15 protein-coding genes are annotated in these 19,466 nt (G+C 46.8%); 14 read left to right on the forward strand and 1 reads right to left on the reverse strand.

The features are described 5' to 3' along the window. Positions 1–17 precede the first annotated feature (17 nt). The 14 genes from DYADSP32_RS02740 to DYADSP32_RS02805 all read left to right on the forward strand — a co-directional run bounded on the left by DYADSP32_RS02740 (position 18) and on the right by DYADSP32_RS02805 (position 17,071). Positions 18–1,559: an endo-1,4-beta-xylanase gene (locus DYADSP32_RS02740; RefSeq protein WP_414617465.1), complete on the forward strand. Its 1,542-nt coding sequence runs from the start codon at positions 18–20 to the stop codon at positions 1,557–1,559. Positions 1,560–1,589: 30 nt separating this feature from the next. Further along, positions 1,590–3,056: a cellulase family glycosylhydrolase gene (locus DYADSP32_RS02745; RefSeq protein ID WP_414617466.1), complete on the forward strand. Its 1,467-nt coding sequence runs from the start codon at positions 1,590–1,592 to the stop codon at positions 3,054–3,056. Positions 3,057–3,086: 30 nt separating this feature from the next. Then, positions 3,087–3,830, forward strand: coding sequence for a LamG-like jellyroll fold domain-containing protein (locus DYADSP32_RS02750; RefSeq protein WP_414617467.1), 744 nt, complete (start codon positions 3,087–3,089; stop codon positions 3,828–3,830). Positions 3,831–3,895: 65 nt separating this feature from the next. Then, entirely contained in the window at positions 3,896–5,116 is a 1,221-nt protein-coding gene (locus tag DYADSP32_RS02755) for an MFS transporter (protein WP_149244146.1), read from the forward strand. Next, entirely contained in the window at positions 5,113–6,456 is a 1,344-nt protein-coding gene (locus tag DYADSP32_RS02760) for an endo-1,4-beta-xylanase (protein WP_149244145.1), read from the forward strand. The genes DYADSP32_RS02755 and DYADSP32_RS02760 overlap by 4 nt, the downstream gene beginning before the upstream one ends. Positions 6,457–6,458: 2 nt before the next feature. Further along, the gene (locus DYADSP32_RS02765) at positions 6,459–7,652 is read left to right on the forward strand and encodes an enolase C-terminal domain-like protein (protein WP_149244144.1); all 1,194 of its coding nucleotides are present in this window, start codon (positions 6,459–6,461) and stop codon (positions 7,650–7,652) included. Positions 7,653–7,673: 21 nt separating this feature from the next. Continuing rightward, the gene (locus tag DYADSP32_RS02770; protein WP_149244143.1) at positions 7,674–8,465 is read left to right on the forward strand and encodes an SDR family oxidoreductase; all 792 of its coding nucleotides are present in this window, start codon (positions 7,674–7,676) and stop codon (positions 8,463–8,465) included. Between the two features lie 50 nt (positions 8,466–8,515). Beyond that, a complete protein-coding gene (locus DYADSP32_RS02775; protein ID WP_149244142.1) occupies positions 8,516–11,371 on the forward strand; it encodes a glycosyl hydrolase 2 galactose-binding domain-containing protein in 2,856 nt (951 codons plus the stop codon). A 53-nt stretch (positions 11,372–11,424) separates the two neighbouring features. Continuing rightward, positions 11,425–12,168, forward strand: coding sequence for an RraA family protein (locus DYADSP32_RS02780; RefSeq protein ID WP_149244141.1), 744 nt, complete (start codon positions 11,425–11,427; stop codon positions 12,166–12,168). Between the two features lie 483 nt (positions 12,169–12,651). Next, complete coding sequence (locus DYADSP32_RS02785; RefSeq protein WP_149244140.1) at positions 12,652–13,896, forward strand: DUF4153 domain-containing protein; 1,245 nt, start codon at positions 12,652–12,654, stop codon at positions 13,894–13,896. A 178-nt stretch (positions 13,897–14,074) separates the two neighbouring features. Continuing rightward, the gene (locus tag DYADSP32_RS02790) at positions 14,075–14,452 is read left to right on the forward strand and encodes a VOC family protein (protein WP_149244139.1); all 378 of its coding nucleotides are present in this window, start codon (positions 14,075–14,077) and stop codon (positions 14,450–14,452) included. 142 nt (positions 14,453–14,594) lie between these two features. Beyond that, positions 14,595–15,035: a VOC family protein gene (locus DYADSP32_RS02795; protein WP_149244138.1), complete on the forward strand. Its 441-nt coding sequence runs from the start codon at positions 14,595–14,597 to the stop codon at positions 15,033–15,035. 131 nt (positions 15,036–15,166) lie between these two features. Then, positions 15,167–15,928: a 3'(2'),5'-bisphosphate nucleotidase CysQ gene (gene cysQ / locus DYADSP32_RS02800; RefSeq protein WP_149244137.1), complete on the forward strand. Its 762-nt coding sequence runs from the start codon at positions 15,167–15,169 to the stop codon at positions 15,926–15,928. 153 nt (positions 15,929–16,081) lie between these two features. Continuing rightward, a complete protein-coding gene (locus tag DYADSP32_RS02805) occupies positions 16,082–17,071 on the forward strand; it encodes an FAD:protein FMN transferase (RefSeq protein ID WP_149244136.1) in 990 nt (329 codons plus the stop codon). Between the two features lie 196 nt (positions 17,072–17,267). On the opposite strand, the gene DYADSP32_RS02810 is transcribed toward DYADSP32_RS02805, so the two are convergent. Next, entirely contained in the window at positions 17,268–19,463 is a 2,196-nt protein-coding gene (locus tag DYADSP32_RS02810; RefSeq protein ID WP_149244135.1) for a PepSY domain-containing protein, read from the reverse strand. Positions 19,464–19,466: the final 3 nt, after the last annotated feature.

Raw genomic sequence — 19,466 nt, forward strand, 5'->3', positions numbered from 1 at the left:
AACTGAACCTTTAAAAAATGAAAATCAGGAAGCTTAGTATATTAATGATTGCTTTTTTGCCCGGAATTTTGCCGGTATTTGCACAGCAGAACCCAGGAACAGTGGCCTGGAATTACGAGTCCGCTAAAAAGGTGATGTCCGAAGCCTACTGGAAGTTGTGGAGCCCCGAGGTTCAAAGCAAGATCGACAAAGACATCGACCAATATCGAAAGTCCAGTGCTACGCTGCGTTTGGCAGATGTAGCGCCGAGCACGGAAGTCCGGATTGAGCAGATCGCGCATGATTTTGTATTCGGTGCCAATATATTCAATTACGATCAGTTGGGGACTTCAGAGCGGAACCGGCGATACAAGGAGCTGTTTGGTACGCTCTTCAATTCGGCTACCGTCCCTTTTTACTGGAAAAAATTTGAGATGGAACCAAATCGTCCGAGGTTCAGGCAGGAGTACTGGGATACCGAAAAATTCTGGAATGGTGTCGAAAGTCCCAAAGACCAACCGCACTGGCGCCGGCCGGCACCCGACCCCATCGTAGCGTTTGGTAAAAGCCGGGGCATCCGTCTGCACGGCCACACGATTGCCTGGGGGAACCCGAAATGGCAGCATCCGGAATGGCTGTATGAGCAATATTGCCCCAAAGAAGAAAAGGAAAAACTAGGTAAATATGCAAAAGAGGAACTGGGGAAACTTACCGGCAAACAGATAGCCGAGCTGGCCCCGCAGTATGCACTGGCGCTTGGAAAGGCGTTCGATAAAAGGGTGGAAGAACTGGCCTCGTATTATGGCGACACATTTCCAAGCTGGGATATCGTCAACGAAAGTGCCATAGATTTTCATGGAAATGTGGCAACAGGTGATAAGATCACGAACAGTAAATATGGCAATCTGCTTCCGGGGGATTATACCAACCGGGTGTTCAAGAAAGCCAATGAGGTGTTTCCAAAATCTGTGTTGCTGAACATTAATGATTATGCCAACAATCAAAACTACACGGATCAGGTTAAAAGCCTGCGTGCGGATGGACGGCGGATAGACATTATGGGCTCACAGATGCATTTGTTCAATCCACAGCTTTGCCTGGATGTGGCTGCTGGAAAAGAGATTGAAACGCCTCGGATCGTATCCGATAAAATGAAGATCATGAGCCAGGCAAAACTCCCGATCCATTTAAGTGAAATTACCATCACTGCCCCGGGTGATGACGAAAAGGGCAGGAACATTCAGGCCGTGATTGCCTACAACCTATACCGGATGTGGTTTAGTGTTGAAAATATGATGGGCATTACCTGGTGGAATATCGTGGACGACTGTGGAGCACCAGGCGAGCCAACCACATCCGGTATCTTTACCCGCAACATGGAGCCCAAGCCGTGTTATTTTGCACTGAAAAAGCTGATTAATGAAGAGTGGACTACCACCCTTTCAGCAAAACCCGATCAGCGTAATCAAATCACTTTTCGTGGGTTTAAAGGCAAATACCGGGTGACCTGGAAGGATAAAGCAGGGGCTTACAAGGAGGCTATTTTTGATTTGAAAAAAGATGGAGATGGACTTCATTGACACAGATTTATGACTGTTTTTCAGTTTGCCATGAGACAACCAGTTTTAGGCTTATTTCTTGTTTTTGCCTTTCTCACTATGTGCCACAGCAGGTTATGCGCCCGCCAGTTTGGAGGCACGGGTGATAGTTCGGAGCACTTTGTTCGAATAAGTGCAGACAATTCACAGTATCTGGAGCTGGACAACGGAAAACTTTTCATTCCTGTCGGTATCAACATCTGCTGGCCCCGGTTTGTGAGCAGTGAAGATTCAATTATGGCGAAAATGGAGTATTATCTTCGTAATCTGGGTAAAAACGGAGGAAATTTTACAAGAATCTGGTTGAGTGCACCCGCATTTGAAATAGAAATTAAGCAGGCGGGGCATTACGACGAGGTGATGGCAAAACGAATAGACAGGCTCGTTGCGATTGCGAAGGAAAATAGAATCCGGATCAAGTTCTGCCTTGAAAATTTTAGGAATCTGACCAACATGCCTCCGATGTTTGCAGGTTCGGTCCCTTTCGACAAACCCGTTTATGACCAAAGTAAAGGCGGCGCCCTATCTGGTATTGACGATTTTTTTACAACGCAGAAGGGGAAAGACTATTATCTCAGAAGAGTAGAGTTCCTGGCTGAAAGGTACGCCAACAATCCAACGGTATTTGGCTGGGAACTATGGAATGAGGTGAATTCGGTGCGTACCAGCGACAAGCAGATACTTTTCGACTGGACCCGGGATATGTTGCCGGAAGTGAAAAAGCGATTTCCCCGTCAGTTGGTCATGCAGAGCCTGGGAAGCTTTGACTCCGAATCTGCAACGGGGCTGTATCGGGATTATTCGCAACTGAAAGATAATGAGCTTGCACAGGTACATCGGTACCTGGATCCGGGTGCGAAGCTGGAAGTGAGCAGAGGGCCAATGGATAAACTCGCTCATGACGCTGTCACAACACTGATGGGGTTCAATCTCAATAAACCAATAGTGTTATCCGAGGTTGGCGCGGTGGAGGCGCACCATGCCGGCCCTTCCAAACTGTATGAAAAGGACACGGCCGGAATGATGCTGCACGATTATCTCTTTGCACCGTTTTTCGCAGGCGGAGCCGGACCCGGACAAAGCTGGCATTGGGATTATTACATTGATAAACACAATCTGTGGTATCAGCTGGCTCGATTCAACCAGGCAATTCAGGGACTCGATCCGCGTAGCGAGGACTTTCAACCTTTTGTATATCAGGAGGATAAGGTAAAGGTGTATGGGCTTAAAGGAAAGAATACGATTCTGATATGGGTGAAGGACAGGGACAACACCTGGCACTCGGAGCTCGTGAAGGGTATAAAGCCGGAGGTTCTTTCCGGAATTTTATTGAAGCTGCCTTTTGAGATCAATACCGGGCAAATCACCTTTTACGATCCCTGGAAGGATAAAAATGTGTCACTATCAGCGACGGACAAAACAATTGCCCTGCCAGAATTCGAAAGGTCAGGTATCGTGAGGATTACATTGAAAAAGTGACAGATAATTCTGGCTTTTAATCTTAATAAAGTGGGAAACGATATTGAAAAGATAGACAACTTGTTGTGTATGTGGGATTTTACGGGAGGTCGGATGACATCGGTAGGTCAGTACGCATATACCTTACAGTCACATCAGGCGGTGGAATTTGTAAAGGAAGGGCCCGTGTCCGGGAATGCTTTGAAGCTTGCACAAAGTCAGTATCTGTTTATAAAACGTCAGCATTGTCCGGGTCTTAATATCGCCGGAAAAAATGCTCAGGTTACAGTGGTAGCTTGGGTGAAAAGAGATGCTAAAACGATCAAAGCTGACGAGTGTGAAGCAATAGCGGGTATGTGGCTGGAATCGGAGAAGAAAAGGCAGTATTGTCTTTTCCTTAATCTTTGGATCCACGACAGTGCCCAGCAGGTTTGTGGCCATGTATCGGGCATCGGCGGCCCAACTGAAGGTGAAAAGTGGTGCATGGACGCTTCCATAGGAAATACTGTTGTGCCCCTGCATACCTGGTCGTTGGTCGCTTTCACCTATGACGGTAATCACGCAGTGTCCTATCTGAATGGGGAGGCCGATCTGCGCGAAGGGCGCAATCCTTATTATTATCCACTTGGTTTGTATGATGGAGGAGAGAACGGGGCGGATTTTACGGTGGGGGGCGTACACCGTTTAGGAGAAATGGGCAATTTTTTCGTCGGCCTCATTGGCGGCCTTGCTATATTCGACAGGGCGCTCGGGCCCCATGAGATAAAAAAAATGTACATAGCACAAACCTTTTAATTATCCGGAATGAAATTAGCCTGTCAATTTTTGGCGACAAACCAGAGCCTAAAAATCAGTAAAATATGAAGGAGCCGGGAAAAGGTTACAAATGGGAACTGCTGGCATTGCTCTGGCTGGCATTTTTCCTCAATCAGGCCGACAGGCAGATATTCAGCGTGGTGCTTCCGCTAATCAGGGAGGATCTTGGGCTTACAGATGCAGAGCTTGGCCTGATCGCTTCGGCTTTGGTATGGACCTACGGCCTGCTGGTGCCCGTTGCAGGTTTCCTGGGCGACCGGTTTTCGAGAAAAAATATCATTGCTATCAGCCTGATATTCTGGAGCGTTGCAACCTTGTCAACCGGCTTTTGTGCTACACTGATCCAGTTTGTATTGTTGCGGGGCGTTGCCACGGGGGGCGGGGAGGCTTTTTATGCGCCTTCCGCCAATGCCCTGATCAGCCAGCACCATACGAAAACACGGTCATTTGCCCTGTCGCTCCATCAGTCTGCGGTTTACATTGGTATCATTTTGAGTGGGGTAATTGCCGGGTATGTGGGGGAGACCTATGGCTGGCAGAAGGCATTTTTTGTATTTGGCGCATTTGGTATTCTTGTTGGTATCGTGGTTTTTATGAGACTTCAGAAGGATGTGCCAGAGATGATGGAAACACAGCCAGAAATCCTGAAAACTGCAGGCGTGATATTCAGGAAGCCCACGGCTGTACTGCTGACACTTGGCTTTGCCTGTATGGTTTTTGTCAATGTCGGTTATCTTACCTGGATGCCGTCTTTCATTGCAACCAAATTCAATCTTTCCCTGGCCCAGGCAGGTTTTAACTCCCTTTTTTATCATCATGTCGGTGCAATTATTGGTGTTGTGATCGGTGGGAAGCTGGCGGACACACTTTCGCTGAAAGATAGGAAAGCCAGGCTGCTGGTGCAGGGGATCGCGTTGCTTCTGGCTTCCCCATTCATTTTCTGGATGGGTGCAGGAGAGACCGAAATTGTGACTTACGCAGCGCTGTTCATTTTTGGTGTCTTCAGAGGGGCCTACGATTCGAATATTTTTGCTTCACTGTATGAAGTAGTGGCTGTCAGGATCCGCTCCTCCGCCTCCGGGCTGATGCTCATGTGCGCCTTTCTGACGGGTGCTTTTTCCCCTTATATCCTCGGTATCCTCAAACCATCTCTGGGCCTGTCACTCGGCTTGTCGCTGCTGTCAATTGCCTACGTTTTGGGTGGACTGATGATCATTCTGGCCGCATTATTATTTTTCAAAAAGGATAAAATTGATTTCCAATGAACAGATTATTTTTATTATTTCTATTTAGCCTGACCTTAAACAAAGTTTCCGGGCAAAGCCGGTACGATTCCCTATGGGCAGATCCGTCGGTGGAAAGCCGGATTCAGAGTGGCATAGAAAAGAACCGTAAGGCTAACGCTACAATTACCCTCAATGTAAGGAAAGGCAAGCTTCCCAGAGGTGCAAAAATTGAAATCCATCAGTTGACTCATGACTTTCAGTTTGGATCCAATATTTTTATGCTCGACGGCTACGCAAAACCGGAGCAGAACACACGCTACGAAGCAGTTTTTAAAGAATTGTTCAACCTGGCCTGTGTTCCTTTTTATTGGAAAACCCTTGAACCCAAGGAGGGAGTATTACGGTATGATGCATCGAGCAGTAAGATTTATCGCCGTCCGCCGCCCGATCCGGTACTCGATTTTTGTGAAAAAAACGGGATTACCCCTAAAGGGCACACGTTGGTTTGGGATAATGTTTCCCACGCCAATCCGGTTTGGATGCCACGCGACACCACGATTATGCAGGAGAAAATTGATCTGCGTATCAGGCAACTGGGTGAGCGCTATGGACAAAGGGTGAAAACGTGGGACGTTGTAAACGAATTGCTTTCATACCACACAAGTGCGATCAGGATGCCCGACAACTTTGGACTGAAATCATTTCAGCAATTTTCCAAAAGTTTTCCTAAAACCACCAGAGGATTTATTAATGAAACAACGAGCATCTGGACCAACTATCACCGGGAATACAGTCCTTACAAATTGTTGATCGATAATCTTAAAAACAAAGGTGCTGAAATTGATGGCATCGGATTGCAGTTTCATTTTTTTAGTGAAACACTTCATCAGGATGTGGTTGCAGGTAAAAGTATAACACCAAAAACTGTTTTTGATGTGCTCGACCTGTATGGTGCGTATAAGCTTCCGATCCACATTTCAGAGATCACGATCCCCGCCTTGCCTTTCAATGAAACCGGCCTGGCAAATCAGGCTAAAATGACGAGGAATTTCTACCGGGCCTGGTTTAGTCACGAAGCGGTGGAAGCCATCGTGTGGTGGAACGTCTCCGACGGAACTGCAGTAGCCGGAGAGGACAAATGGCATGGCGGGTTCTTAAATGAAGACCTGACCCCGAAACCGGCATATCACGCCTTGAACGACCTGATTAATAAGGAATGGAAAACATCGCTTACTAAATCTCTGGATGGTGTTGAGCCTGTTTCATTCAGAGGGTTTTGTGGTGAATATTCCGTTAGGATATCCATCGGAAAAGAAACAATTGAAAAGAAATTTACCATTAAAAAAGGTCAGCAAAATGAGCTGTCCATTGATTTATAACTATGAAAATCATTGACTTAAGGACGCGCTGCGTTGCCATTCCCCTAAATGCCCAGCTGAGACACAATACGGGTGTACATCCAGGCTATTTTTTAAGGACCATTCTGGAAGTGATCACCGATGGAGGTATCGTGGGCCTTGGAGAAGTAGGTGGCGGTGACCAGCGAGGTGCACTGCAAAAACTCAAGCCCAGAATCATCGGACTCGATCCTTTTCAGCTCGAAATCATGAAGCTGAAAGTGTTGCGGAGTATTTATTACATGTCTAATGCCCGGTTGTATGCTGCGCTGGAAATGGCCTGTCTGGACATCCAGGGTAAAGTTCTGAACCGGCCCATGAGTGATTTGCTTGGGGGACGCATCCGCGATGAAGTTCCGTTTATTGGCTATCTCTTCTGGCGTTATGATCGCCCTGGCGACGGAAAGCATGATGAAACGGCGGAAGATCTGGCTGATTATTGTGTGGAACTCCATGAAACCCTGGGTGTAAATGCCATGAAGCTGAAAGCTGGTGTGATGGCTCCGGAAGAAGAGGTTCGGGTACTGGAATTGTGCCGACAGAAGCTGGGCGATGGTTTCGGTCTGCGTATTGACCCGAATGGGGTGTGGTCCGTGCCTACAGCCGTACAAATGGGTAGACGAATGGAAGACCTGAACATCGAATATTTTGAGGATCCGTCCTGGGGTTTACAGGGAAATGCATCGGTACGTCAGCAGGTTCGCATACCCATTGCAACAAATATGTATCCGGCCCGGTTTGACGACCTGGCTCCCGCTATCCGCCTCGGGGCCGTGGATATTGTGCTGACCGATATTCACTATTGGGAGGGACCTCGGGGCGTCAAAGACCTGGTGGCTGTCTGCAACACATTCAACATGGGCATTGCCATGCACAGCGGTGCGGAGTTCGGAATCGAGCTTGCAGCCATGATTCATACCGCAGCCACCATTCCCACGATGACATTTGCCGGGGATGCCCATTACCATTATCTAACCGACGATATTATCGAAGGCGGTAAAATGGAATATCACAACGGTTGCATCAAGGTTCCGGAGGGGCCTGGGTTGGGTGTCACTCTGGACGAGGATAAAATGAAGTTTTATGAAAAATACTATGAACAGAAGGGCGACTACTACGCCCGCTTTCACCAGGATCCTTATCGGCCGGAGTGGTATCCAAAAGTAGGCGGTATTTAAGAATTTAACATGGATGATGCAATGAGCAAATTATTCGGAAAAAAGGCACTGGTTACAGGAGCACCCAGAGGTATCGGCAGGGCAACCGCGCTGCATCTGGCCCGCGAGGGTTGCACAGTTGGGATCCACTATTACCACTATGGCACTGAGGCGGAGGAACTGGCATCATTGATACGATCTCAAAATGGTACAGCCTATGTTTTTGAGGCTGATATTTCCGATCTGGAGCAGGTAAACAGACTGGCGGAAAGTGCCTGGGAGACGATGGGTAACATCGATTTTCTGATCAACAATGCTGGGGTATCATACAAAAAGCTTTTTCTGGACACCACCGAGCAGGACGTGGATCTGTTCATGGGTACCAATTTTAAAGGAACCTTTTTCCTGACCCAGACCCTTGCCCGCAAGATGATCAGGAGCGGGGTGGAGGGAGCAATTTATACGCTCACTTCGGTAAATGGCATTCGACCTGGTGTTGGTCAAAGTATGTATGGGGCGTCAAAAAGTGCTTTGGAGACACTCATGAAAGGTGTAGCCCTGGAACTGGCACCGCATCATATCCGGGTCAACACCATTGCCGCTGGGGCTATCGAAACAGACATGACCCGGGAAGCGCGTGAAAACCCAACTTTTCTGGCTGAAATTAATGATGGCATTCCCATGGGACGCTTCGGTTACCCCGAAGAGGTTGCAGCGGTGATCGTCAGTCTGCTGGAGGCGGGCAGCTATCTCACCGGAGAATCCATCACCATTGACGGCGGTCTGTTACTGATGCGTGGCTACGGGAAACCACGGCCCTACCAGGCTGATTGAGTTTGAGAACACGGAATAATGATTTTTTTCTTTTACAAAACTTTAAAAACATGAAAGGTTTCTTCTTGATCCCCCTGATATTATTTCTGAATTTACATCAGGCGGAAGGTCAGTCAAAGGACAAGAGTCTCTGGCAGCCTTACCGTGTTTCGGAGCGGGCAGGTCAGCAACATATCGATCTTTCCGGTGAAGGGTGGACTCTGGGGCATATGGATAGACCCGTAAACTCGAAATCAGAATTGTCGGGTGTAAAGGATGTTTTTCCGACATCCGTACCTAATTCAGTACATTGGTCGTACTTTAAGGCAGGGAAACTTCCGCATCCTTATTACCACAAAAATTCCGTGCAGTACGAATGGATGGACCAGAAGGTGTGGTATTACCGGCGCTCATTTAAAATGCCTGAAAATGCAGCGGGTAACTACGTTTTTCTTTGTTTCGAAGGGGTTGATTACTTCTCTAAGATTTGGGTGAACGATTCGTTAGTGGGTGTTCATGAGGGTATGTTTGGCGGGCCTACCGTTGAGATCAGTAAATTTCTGAAAGCTGACAATGAAATTACCGTGGAAGTAAAAGCTGGAAACTGGGGGAACAAGGCTTCCAAAATCGAAGACCTTCCCCGGTTAGCGTCCGGAGAATTCGACTATTCCAAGCGTAAAGGCTATAACCCCCGCGTGAGTGGTAAGATCATTAAACCCTGGGTGATTTCCGGCGGGTCGGGCGGGGAGGCATTTTTTAGCGTTGGTATGTGGCAGGATGTTCGGCTGGAAGTGGTGCCAAAAGTACACCTCGAGCGTCCCTATATGACCACAGTGACATCATCCGATAAAAAGGCCGACTTACACTTGTCGATGGAGGTGCTTGCCAATGAAGTGTCGACCAATCTGAAGTTACACCCTTGGAACAATACACAGCTGGACCATCCCGACAATTTCGGACAAAAGTTTGAGGATGTTCCCGGAAGCTATACGGTGGAGATGGAACTGCTTTTTGATGGTAAAGCTGTAAGCAAGCAAAATTGGAAAATAGCACTTACGCAAGGACGAAACTGGGTTGAAAAAGATATCACTTTACCCAATCCAAAACTTTGGAATCCGAATGGGCTGGGAAAGGCTGATAGTTATGATGTGAAAATCAGTTTGCTTCGGGACAATCAGCCTGTAGACAATATTGGCTTTAAACACGGGATCAGAAACATTACTTTTTTACCCACAGCAGGGCCCAGGACCCGCGACCGCTGGGATAACTGGCAGTTTGTGATCAACGGCAGAAAGGTGTTTGTGAAGGGCATGAACTTTACTCCTCAGGATATTTTACTGGACCTTCCCTACGAGCGGTATCGCTGGACGTTGGAAGCCGCCAAAAAAATGGGTGTACAGCTGATCCGGATCTGGGGTGGGGGCTTGTTGGAAAGCAATCATTTGTATGATATTTGTGATGAACTGGGTATCATGGTCTGGCAGGATTTTCCGATCGGAAACCAGGATACACCCGATTATCCGCAGGACATCTGGGAAGCACAGGTTGTGCAGAATATCCTCCGATTGCGTAATCATCCTTCGCTGGCCATCTGGTGCGGAGGGAACGAGTTTAATGCTTATTCCTCCGGAAATGCCACTTCCATTGGCATTTTGGAACGAAACCTTAAAATATTCGACCCCGGCCGGCCATTTAAACGGACCACACCCGATCACGGAGCCATACACGTTTATCCGGATATGGATCCTGTCTGGTACAACAAAAGTTACAGCAAAGCGCCGTGGATTTCCGAGACTGGCATGCATTCCCTGCCCGAAGCCGGTGTCTTTTATGAAACGGTTGACAATAAAGAGTTTACCGGGCTTGGTAAGATGTGGGAAAAGTCATTTGCAAAAGATCATCCTGAATTCATTCATCATTTTACTGAGTACGGTCCTGGACGGGTACCAAGAATGTTGAGCCGTGCGTCGCACATTGTGGACGTCGCGGATCCCACGATCGATGAGATAGCTGAGGCTTCTCAGGTCGGAGCGGGTGAGTTCTATCAGGTATTTTCAGAAAAGATTCAGGGGAATTACCCGGTGACGACGGGGCTAATGCCCTGGGTTTTCAAACGGCACTGGCCTGTTATAGCCATTCAGCTTATGGATTGGTTCGGGAATGCTGGCGCACCTTATTACTTTCTAAAAAGAACCTATGAGCCAACGCATTTGGCCGTGGATATACCCAGGCTGTTATGGAAATCGGGTGAGGAAATGGATTTGCCTGTAAAAGTTACACATGCTTCGCCCGTGGCGGTTTCGGGAGCAAAAATCGTGGTCACCGTCATGGATGATCATTTTAAAGTCCTCTGGAAATCCGAAAAGACCGCTAACATCGGGGCTGGTGCTTCGGTTACGGGCAGCCGGACAGGTAAATTTTCAATTCCTGCGGAATATAAAGACCGGTTTTTACTGGTTCTGGCAGAACTGAAAAATCCTGCTGGTAAACTGCTCTCGCGTTCGTTTTACTTTCCCCGGGTTTTGTCAAAAATGGATGTTGACGCCTTTTTTAGGGAGTATACTTCGACGCCAATTCCCTGGATCGCTTTGGATAAAGGACCATGGTTAAAGCCTGTAATCGGAGCGTCAGCTCAAACAGTGCTAGCCTGTACAATTACTGCCACCGAAAAAGTCAGCGCTGACAGGAGCAGGATAAAAATAAAGATAGTCAATACCGGTAAAGCGCCCTCATTTATGACAAAAATCGATATTGAAGGTGCCAAAAGAGCGATTGTAGCAGACGATAATTATTTCTGGATGGCCGCTGGCGAGTCCCGCGAAATTTCCATCGACGTGCTGTGGAGAGAATCTGTAGCCGACCGTGATCCGGAGGTTACCGTTCAGTCCTGGAATGGGGCTAAAGTATCGGCAAACCTCAGAAATTAGACAACACAAAAAATAGTATTACTAACAAAAATCCAACACTAAAACAGAAAACCATGAGTGTCGATCAGTATAAAAAGGAGGTGGGTATGATGAACCTTGAAAACCTCATAGAATCGCGGGAAGGTCGTTCGTCGGAGCCGTTCCCTATACCGGATAAGGAGTTACTTGCGCGCTATGAAAAACTTTACACGGGAGCTGTGAACGATGTAATGAGGGAATTTTGTCTGCTCAACCAGGCTCTGCCAGGGCATATTGTTCCCCTCAGAGAGTATCGAACCGTTGCTGGTTTTGCTTTTACTGTGAAGAGCGCACCCAACGCCATGATCAGAGGCGAAATGGAGTTCAGGGTGCAAATGCTGGATGAAATGCATGAGGATGCATTTGTGATCTGGGATACCACAGGTGACCAGAAGGCGACCCTTTGGGGTGGGGTGATGACGGCAACTGCCAAAGGCAAAAAGGTGAAGGCAGCCTGCATCGATGGCGGTATCCGCGACACACATCAAATTCTGGAAGCAGATTTTCCGGTTTTCTATAAATATCGGATTTCAAATGGAAGTTTGGGAAGGTGCCTGATCACACATTATCAGGTGACACTTCAGATCGGTGATGCTACGATTAAGCCGGGTGACATCATCTTAGGAGATATAGACGGTGTGCTGGTGGTACCCCGGCAACTTGCCTACGACGTGCTGCTCCGGGCCGAAGAAATCATTGAAAATGAAAAAGTGATTTTTGGCTGGGTTAAAGAAGGGCAGTCAGTTCAGGATATTACTGAAAAGGGGGGGTATTTTTGATCTCTTCCCCTTTACATGCATATATCTGGAGAATGTTCAAATAAAGCACTTAAACCTGAGGGTGGGAAAATCAATTTACTCGCCCTTAGGATGTTTCCGATGGCTGTCAAAACTACTATCGGATAAGCGTACACCCTGGGGAGGTTATATTAATTTTCTAATGCAATTGTATCGTATTTGCATGTATTCGCAATTCTAAGGCCAACGCCAACTTACCCCGTCTGAGCCTGCTGGAAGCAATTCCTACCAGATCCTCATCCATCATTATTGAAGCGAGGCAAATGTTGCCACGCTTTCATCAAACGGTTTCTTCCAATTTGTACTGGTAACAACTACCTCAATCTGTAAACCATATATTTAAAAAAAAATGAATCATTATGGGGACATATTTGATTTTTTTATTTGCTTTGCATTGCAAAGTACTTTTATTTGAATATTATATCTTTTTCGCAAGCGTTTTACAGAACCTTTAATGTCCAGACCATGAAAGACAAAATACTAACTCATTTGAACCACCCTGATAAGCTGGAAAGGCTGTACCGCGCCAACAAAGTGGAGTTTAGGAAGGCGTTTGGCCCGCTGTACCCGCAGCTTAAAGGCAATACGATAGCCGATTGCTGGAACGAACGACTGAGTTATGAGGGGGATGATTTGAATTGGGGTTCACCCGGAGAGTGGTTATTCGTGATCGGAGCATCGCTTGTAGCTGCATTTACTGCCAAACTTCCGAAAATATTTGCGATCAGTGAAGATTTTTTCTTTCCCCGAAACATTGGATTTGTCGTGTTCCCGGTACTGATCGCCTATTTTGCCTGGAAATACAAGTTATCTGTGCGTAAGATTGCAACAGTCGTTTTTGCCGGATTGGTCGGATTGGTTTTTATCAATTACCTGCCCGATATGAAAACCAGCGATACGCTCCAGCTATCCTGTATTCATTTGGTTTTGTTTCTGTGGGCGTTACTTGGTTTTACCTTTATAGGTAATGAGCAAAATAATATGGAGAAGCGGCTTGCTTACTTAAAGTATAATGGCGACCTGGTTGTCATGACGGCGGTCATGGCTATAGCCGGTGGTCTGATGACTGCAATTACAATCGGGCTTTTTAAGGTAATCGGTTTTGATATTCAAGCGTTTTATTTCGAATATATCGTTTTTTCTGGTCTTGCTGCTGCACCCCTCATAGGCACATTTCTTACCCAGACCAATCCCCAGTTGGTAGGTAAAGTATCTCCGGTCATCGCCCGGATTTTTAGTCCACTGGTGTTGGTGATGCTGGTAATTTATCTTACCGCGATGGTTTTTTCGGGCAAAGATCCCTACAATGACCGGGCATTTTTATTGATTTTTAATGTATTGCTGATTGGTGTGATGGCCCTCATTTTTTTCTCGGTGGCCGATGCCTCTAAAACTACCCGCACCAGAGCTGAGAATTGGGTGCTATTTCTTTTGTCGGGGATTACCGCAATAGTCAACGTGATCGCGTTGTCCGCTATATTGTTCCGTATTTCGGAATGGGGCATTACACCCAACCGGCTAGCGGTTCTCGGTAGCAATGTGTTGATTCTGATACATTTACTGCTGGTTTTTAGGCAGCTTTTCAGAGTGGCTTCCGGGAAAGCGGAACTCAGCGCTATTGGGAAATCGATATGCAGTTATCTGCCGGTTTACGTCATCTGGACGATCATCGTAACCTTTATTTTTCCTTTTATATTTCAGTTTAAATAACCGGGCACACGCTCAGTCTGGTGTTGAAGGATGGCTAAACGGCCGTGGAGGTGCACAGGCTAAGAGAGCATTTTGGTTACATGTGGTCCCTGGAAACTTTCTTTTGCGGATATGCAGACCGATTGTTACTTTTAACGTGAAGAAAGTAACATATTTAACCTTTAAAACCTTCATCAAGATGGAAAGAAATCCGGTAGGCTGGTTTGAAATCTATGTCAACGATATGGATAGGGCCAAAGAATTTTACGAAACGGTGTTACAGGCAACTTTAACCGAACTGCCGGCTCCCGATGGGAACGGCGAAATGTTTGCCTTTCCCGGTAATGAAAATGCACCTGGCACATCTGGTGCATTGGTGAAGCACGAAATGGGCGTGCCAGGCCCGTCGGGTGCACTTTTGTATTTTTCCAGCGCCGATTGTGCCACTGAAATAGGTCGTGTGGAAGCCGCGGGCGGAAAAGTCCTCATGCCTAAGTTCTCCATCGGCGATTTTGGATTCTGTGGAATTGTTTCCGATACAGAGGGAAATACAATTGGCTTTCATTCGATGAGTTAGCATTTGATTGATCAATCATCAATCTTTTGTGATGACGTATCCAGGGATCGTCAGTTTTAATCATGCCGCCGCGCTGCGGATTGTAATTCAGCCATTTAAATAATAATACGTTCGACACAAATTTTAGCCCAACATAAGATGTATGAGCACAACAATTAATCCTTACCTCACCTTTAATGGCAATTGCGAAGAGGTTTTTACGTTTTACAAGTCCGTTTTTGGTGGCGAATTTCAGCATGTAGGTCGTTTTGGCGAGATGCCTGAGCAGGAAGGAGGCCAGGCATTGACCGATGAATTGAAAAATAGAATCATGCATATCAGTCTTCCGATCAGCCCGGAAACAGTGTTGCTTGGTAGTGATACCTTCGGTGCCTGGGCCGATCAACTAATTGTAGGAAACAATTTTTCGATATCAATCACAACGGACAGCCGTGAAAACGCCGACCGGCTATTTGTAGGTCTTTCAGCAGGTGGCCAGGTTACCATGCCTATGAACAAAACTTTCTGGGGATCTTATTTTGGCATGTTAACGGATAAATTTGGCATCAACTGGATGATAAGCTTTGATGTTTCCGGAGAATAGAATTGTCCACACGCAAATTGCATAACAGGCGTTGGGGGGTAGCCCCTGGCGCTTTTCTTTTACCCGTCTCTTGGAGCCTTCGATAGGAGGGTTCTTTGCTGGGTTATACAATGTTGAGCTGATAAAATAGTATGCAAATAGACCTGAAAGAGCTGTTGTTCATCGCCCGGGATGCTGGTGCGGTAATTCTTGAAATTTATAACGATCCCGAAAAAGCAAATGCCGTTACCTACAAATCAGATCATTCGCCGTTAACAAGGGCTGATGAAGCTGCCCATGCAGTAATCAGTTCCGGATTGAATAGGCTCACACCTTCGATCCCGGTTTTGTCAGAGGAAGGCCGGGAAATACCGTTTGAAGAACGTAAGCATTGGGAATATTTCTGGTGTGTAGATCCGTTGGATGGAACGAAAGAATTTGTAAAAAGAAATGGGGAGTTCACGGTTAACATTGCATTGATTCATAAACAAAAGCCTATTCTGGGTGTCATTTACGTGCCTGTGACCGGTGTCATGTATTATGCAAGTTCTTCGGATGGAGCTTGGAAAATAGATGCACAGGGAATAAAAATCCCATTAAAAGTAAACAACGCTACTCCCGAATGGACCTCTGTGGGTAGCAGGACCCACAGCGCTCCGGAGGATGCGGATGTGTTGGCAAATTATCCTGTGGTGAAAAGCATCTCGGTAGGCAGCTCTCTGAAATTTTGTCTCCTGGCCGAAGGTTTAGCTCAGATTTATTACCGCCACGGGCCAACCATGGAATGGGATACCGCCGCCGGGCAGGCCATTCTTACCATCAGCGGAGGAACGGTTACCACACCAACAGGGGAGCCATTTTTGTATAACAAGGAATCCCTTTTGAATGGGAGTTTTCTATGTAAGGTTGTTTAACAGGCCGCACATCTACAATTTAGTTTGTTGGCTCGTCAAAGGTTTTTGGCGTAATAGGTACTTTGTGATGAACCCCACAATATTTGATCCTGCACCGGGTTTTGGTTAATTTCGAGGATCATTTACAAAATGTCTGCCTTGTACAAATACCCAATGAAGATACGTCTCATCATCCTGCTTGTTCTGTTTCATTTGACCTCCAATGCGCAGGTTTTGAGTAAACGGACTACAATGCTGATGGGTGGTCGTTTCGATATAACCATCGTGGGGAGGGATTCCGCGGATGCTGAAATGAACATTGATACCGTGATCCGGGAAATCACCCGTATTGAACACCTTATTTCAGACTGGATACCGGAAACCCAGGTTTCACAAGTTAATGCAAATGCTGGAATTCGTCCGGTCCGGGTCAATGACGAGGTTTTTGCCCTTACCGAACGGGCAATGTATCTTTCTGGATTAACCAACGGTGCATTCGATATCAGCTTTGCAGCAATGGATCGTATCTGGAAATTTGACGGCTCTATGACATCCATGCCGTCACCGGAAGCGATTGCCAGATCTGTGGAAAAAGTCGGTTACCAGGATATCGTTCTGGACAAAATAAATTCGACGGTTTTTCTCAAAAATAAAGGCATGAAGATTGGTTTTGGGGCGTTGGGTGAAGGTTATGCCGCGGACAAGTGTAGGGAAATGATGCTGGCAAAAGGCGTCAGGGCGGGAATTGTGAATGGATCGGGCGACATGAGTGCCTGGGGCAAACAGCCCGATGGCAGCGACTGGGTAATTGGTATCAATGACCCACTTCGTAAAGGAGAGTTGTTTGCGGTGATACCATTGAAACAAGGTGCCGTGGTGACGTCGGGAAGTTATGAGAAATTTGTGGTTTTTGGCGGTAAACGTTATTCGCATATTATAAATCCTGCCACGGGTTACCCTGCAACTGGCCTGAGCAGTGTAACGGTTTTTGGTCCAAGCGCCGAAACGGCCAATGGTTTCAGTACCTCATTAATGGTCATGGGAAAAGATGCCGGTCTGAAGCTTTTAAAAAGGCATCCGGAATACAGTTGCATCATGATCACGGATGGCGGAAAGGTTTTTACCTCAAAAAAATTGAATATTTCCAGATACAGACAGCGTTGATGACCGATCATTTAGAGAAATTTCCCCGCAGATTAATGCAAATTCCACCCGCAGATTTAAGGCGATTTTTGTTACCGCAAGTTGGTGCGAGAGTTATTTGATACGTGCATAAATTCAAAAGGACTGATGAGTAAATACGTACTTTTAAGCTTTCTGACTGGTGAATCTGCGGGAAGGTTTTTGGGTTGCGTAAGATTCAATAACAATCCATTAATACCTGACTTCGAGACTGGTAGTAGCTTATACTTTGCCCCAGATGACTGCGGCAAATTTCCTCAAGTAAAGCCACTACATTGTTCTGCATAGCCAGGGATCCGCAAAGCATAATCACACCATTACCAGCGAGTACTTTTGCCACCACAGCCTGGTTTTTTTCCAGCAGGTCCTTCACATATTGTTTATCTCCTTCACGCGAATAGGCGATTTTCAGACTACTGAGCTTCCTGGCTTCCATGAAACTCGCAATAGCCCCCTTATATAGTGCAAAGGAAGATTCTCCCCGGAAACCACAATACAGATGCGCTTGAGTAACTGAGGATAGTTGATCGATGATCCCTAAAAATGGCGCAATGCCGGTTCCGTTTGAAATCATCAATACCGATGGCGTATTGGGAGGTAAATGAAAGTGTGTATTGGATATGATTCGTGCTCTGATCCTGTCACCCGGTTGAAGCGCAGCCAGATAACCTGAACCTAAACCTTTCTCATGGAGCTTCACACTAAGCTGTATGTTCTTTCCGATTTTACCAATGGAGTACAGGCGTTCGCGGTGATCAGAAGCCGGATAAATAGCCAGAAGGTCACCGGAAGTAAATTTGCGCGTAAGCTTCGGTTGTAAAGATATCAGAAATGCCTCGCCCGCTGTGTGGATCGCTGTTTTATTTATCACCGGCATCGTTTGCAGCCGCTCCTGCCTGGGCTTGAGCACACCTGGTGAAACGGTTAAAGGAACTTCGGAAAGCTGCGCCCACGCGGAAGCCCATTGGCTAAACTCTTCGGGTGACTTATCATTCACCGTATGAATTTCCAGTAGCGGTGATGCCCACGGCTGGCGGGAGAGCAGGTTATTGACTTCAAAAGCAAATTTGCAGAAATCGGGATAGCCGTGTGACCCGAAACCTACCACCGAGAAATCCACGTGATCGGACTGCGGATGTTTCGCCAGAGCTGATTCGAATTTGGCTGCATTGGTTGGCGCATCACCAAGTCCGTAAGTGGCTGTGAAAACGATGATGTGTTTGGCGACAGGATACACTTTGTAATCGTTCAGTTCAGCAAGGTAGGCTGTTTTTCCCGCTGCGATCAGTTGCTGATGTATGGCGCTGGCGAAGTAAAAAGTGCTTCCGTTCTCCGATCCGACCAGGATAATAAATTCGCTTTCGTCGGCTTTGAATTTGTTTTTGGATCGGTTTGCCCTTCGTTTGATGGTAATGGAAAATCCGGAGTAGATGAAAAACAGAATATTTCCCGATGCCAGCGCAAGTAGAAATGCCCAAATTCCGCTGGCTCTGCCTGTATGCAAATCCAGGCTCAGGCGTGTCAGGACTAGCGTGGCAGGGTACGGCACCTCACTGAGGATATCCCCGGTGATCTGATTGACGATCAGCGCCCGGTCTTTCAGTTTGAAGGTGTAGTAATCTTCGACGTCATCCGAAAAAGGAAACTCAATGGTTTGTAATTCTGACAGGCGGATTTGCTTGAATACGGCAAAATCGGACGCTTTGATTGCCGGTTCCGACCGTATGGAATCAAAATTGATTTCAGGAGATTGGATAGCCGAATTCACCAAACCGAAACGATCAAGTGACAGGTATGTTCCCGTCAATGCCAGAATAAAGATGGGGATCAGCGAAAGCCTGCCGAGTACCACGTGGTAGTATTGGGCAAAATTTTCTCGTTGAATTTTAGCAAAAAAACGCCTTATACCCCGCTGGCGCTGGATAATTAATGCTGTTCCCGAGATCGTGGAAAGCAGTAGCAAAAAGGCCGTCAGGCCTATGAAAAATCTTCCGGTTTCATGCAAAAAAAGCGAGCGGTGCAGGGCAGTAACCCACTCGAAAACTTCATTTTGAGGAGTAGGAACGCCGAGCACGTCGCCAGTCAGTGGATTGATGTATGCTGAGAGCCTCTCCCCATTGGCATCGCTTCCTTCGATCTTCACAAAGTCATTTGCGTCGACGGTGAGCTGGGTTATGCCTGGGTATTTGTTACGAAGCTTTGGTATTGTTTCTGATACCCTGATCTGGTCAAACCGCTCCGTCCGGTATGGAAGGAGTTTTTGTGAAATGGGTTCAAACGACAGGATAATGCCTGTAAGTGAGGCTAGAGCCAGAAAGAGAAAAGAAGATACAGCCAGTGCGAGGTGGCTGTATCTCCATAAGGAAATGGTCATAAA

The organism is Dyadobacter sp. 32, assembly GCF_902506755.1.
In the GTDB taxonomy this organism is placed as follows: Bacteria; Bacteroidota; Bacteroidia; order Cytophagales; family Spirosomataceae; genus Dyadobacter.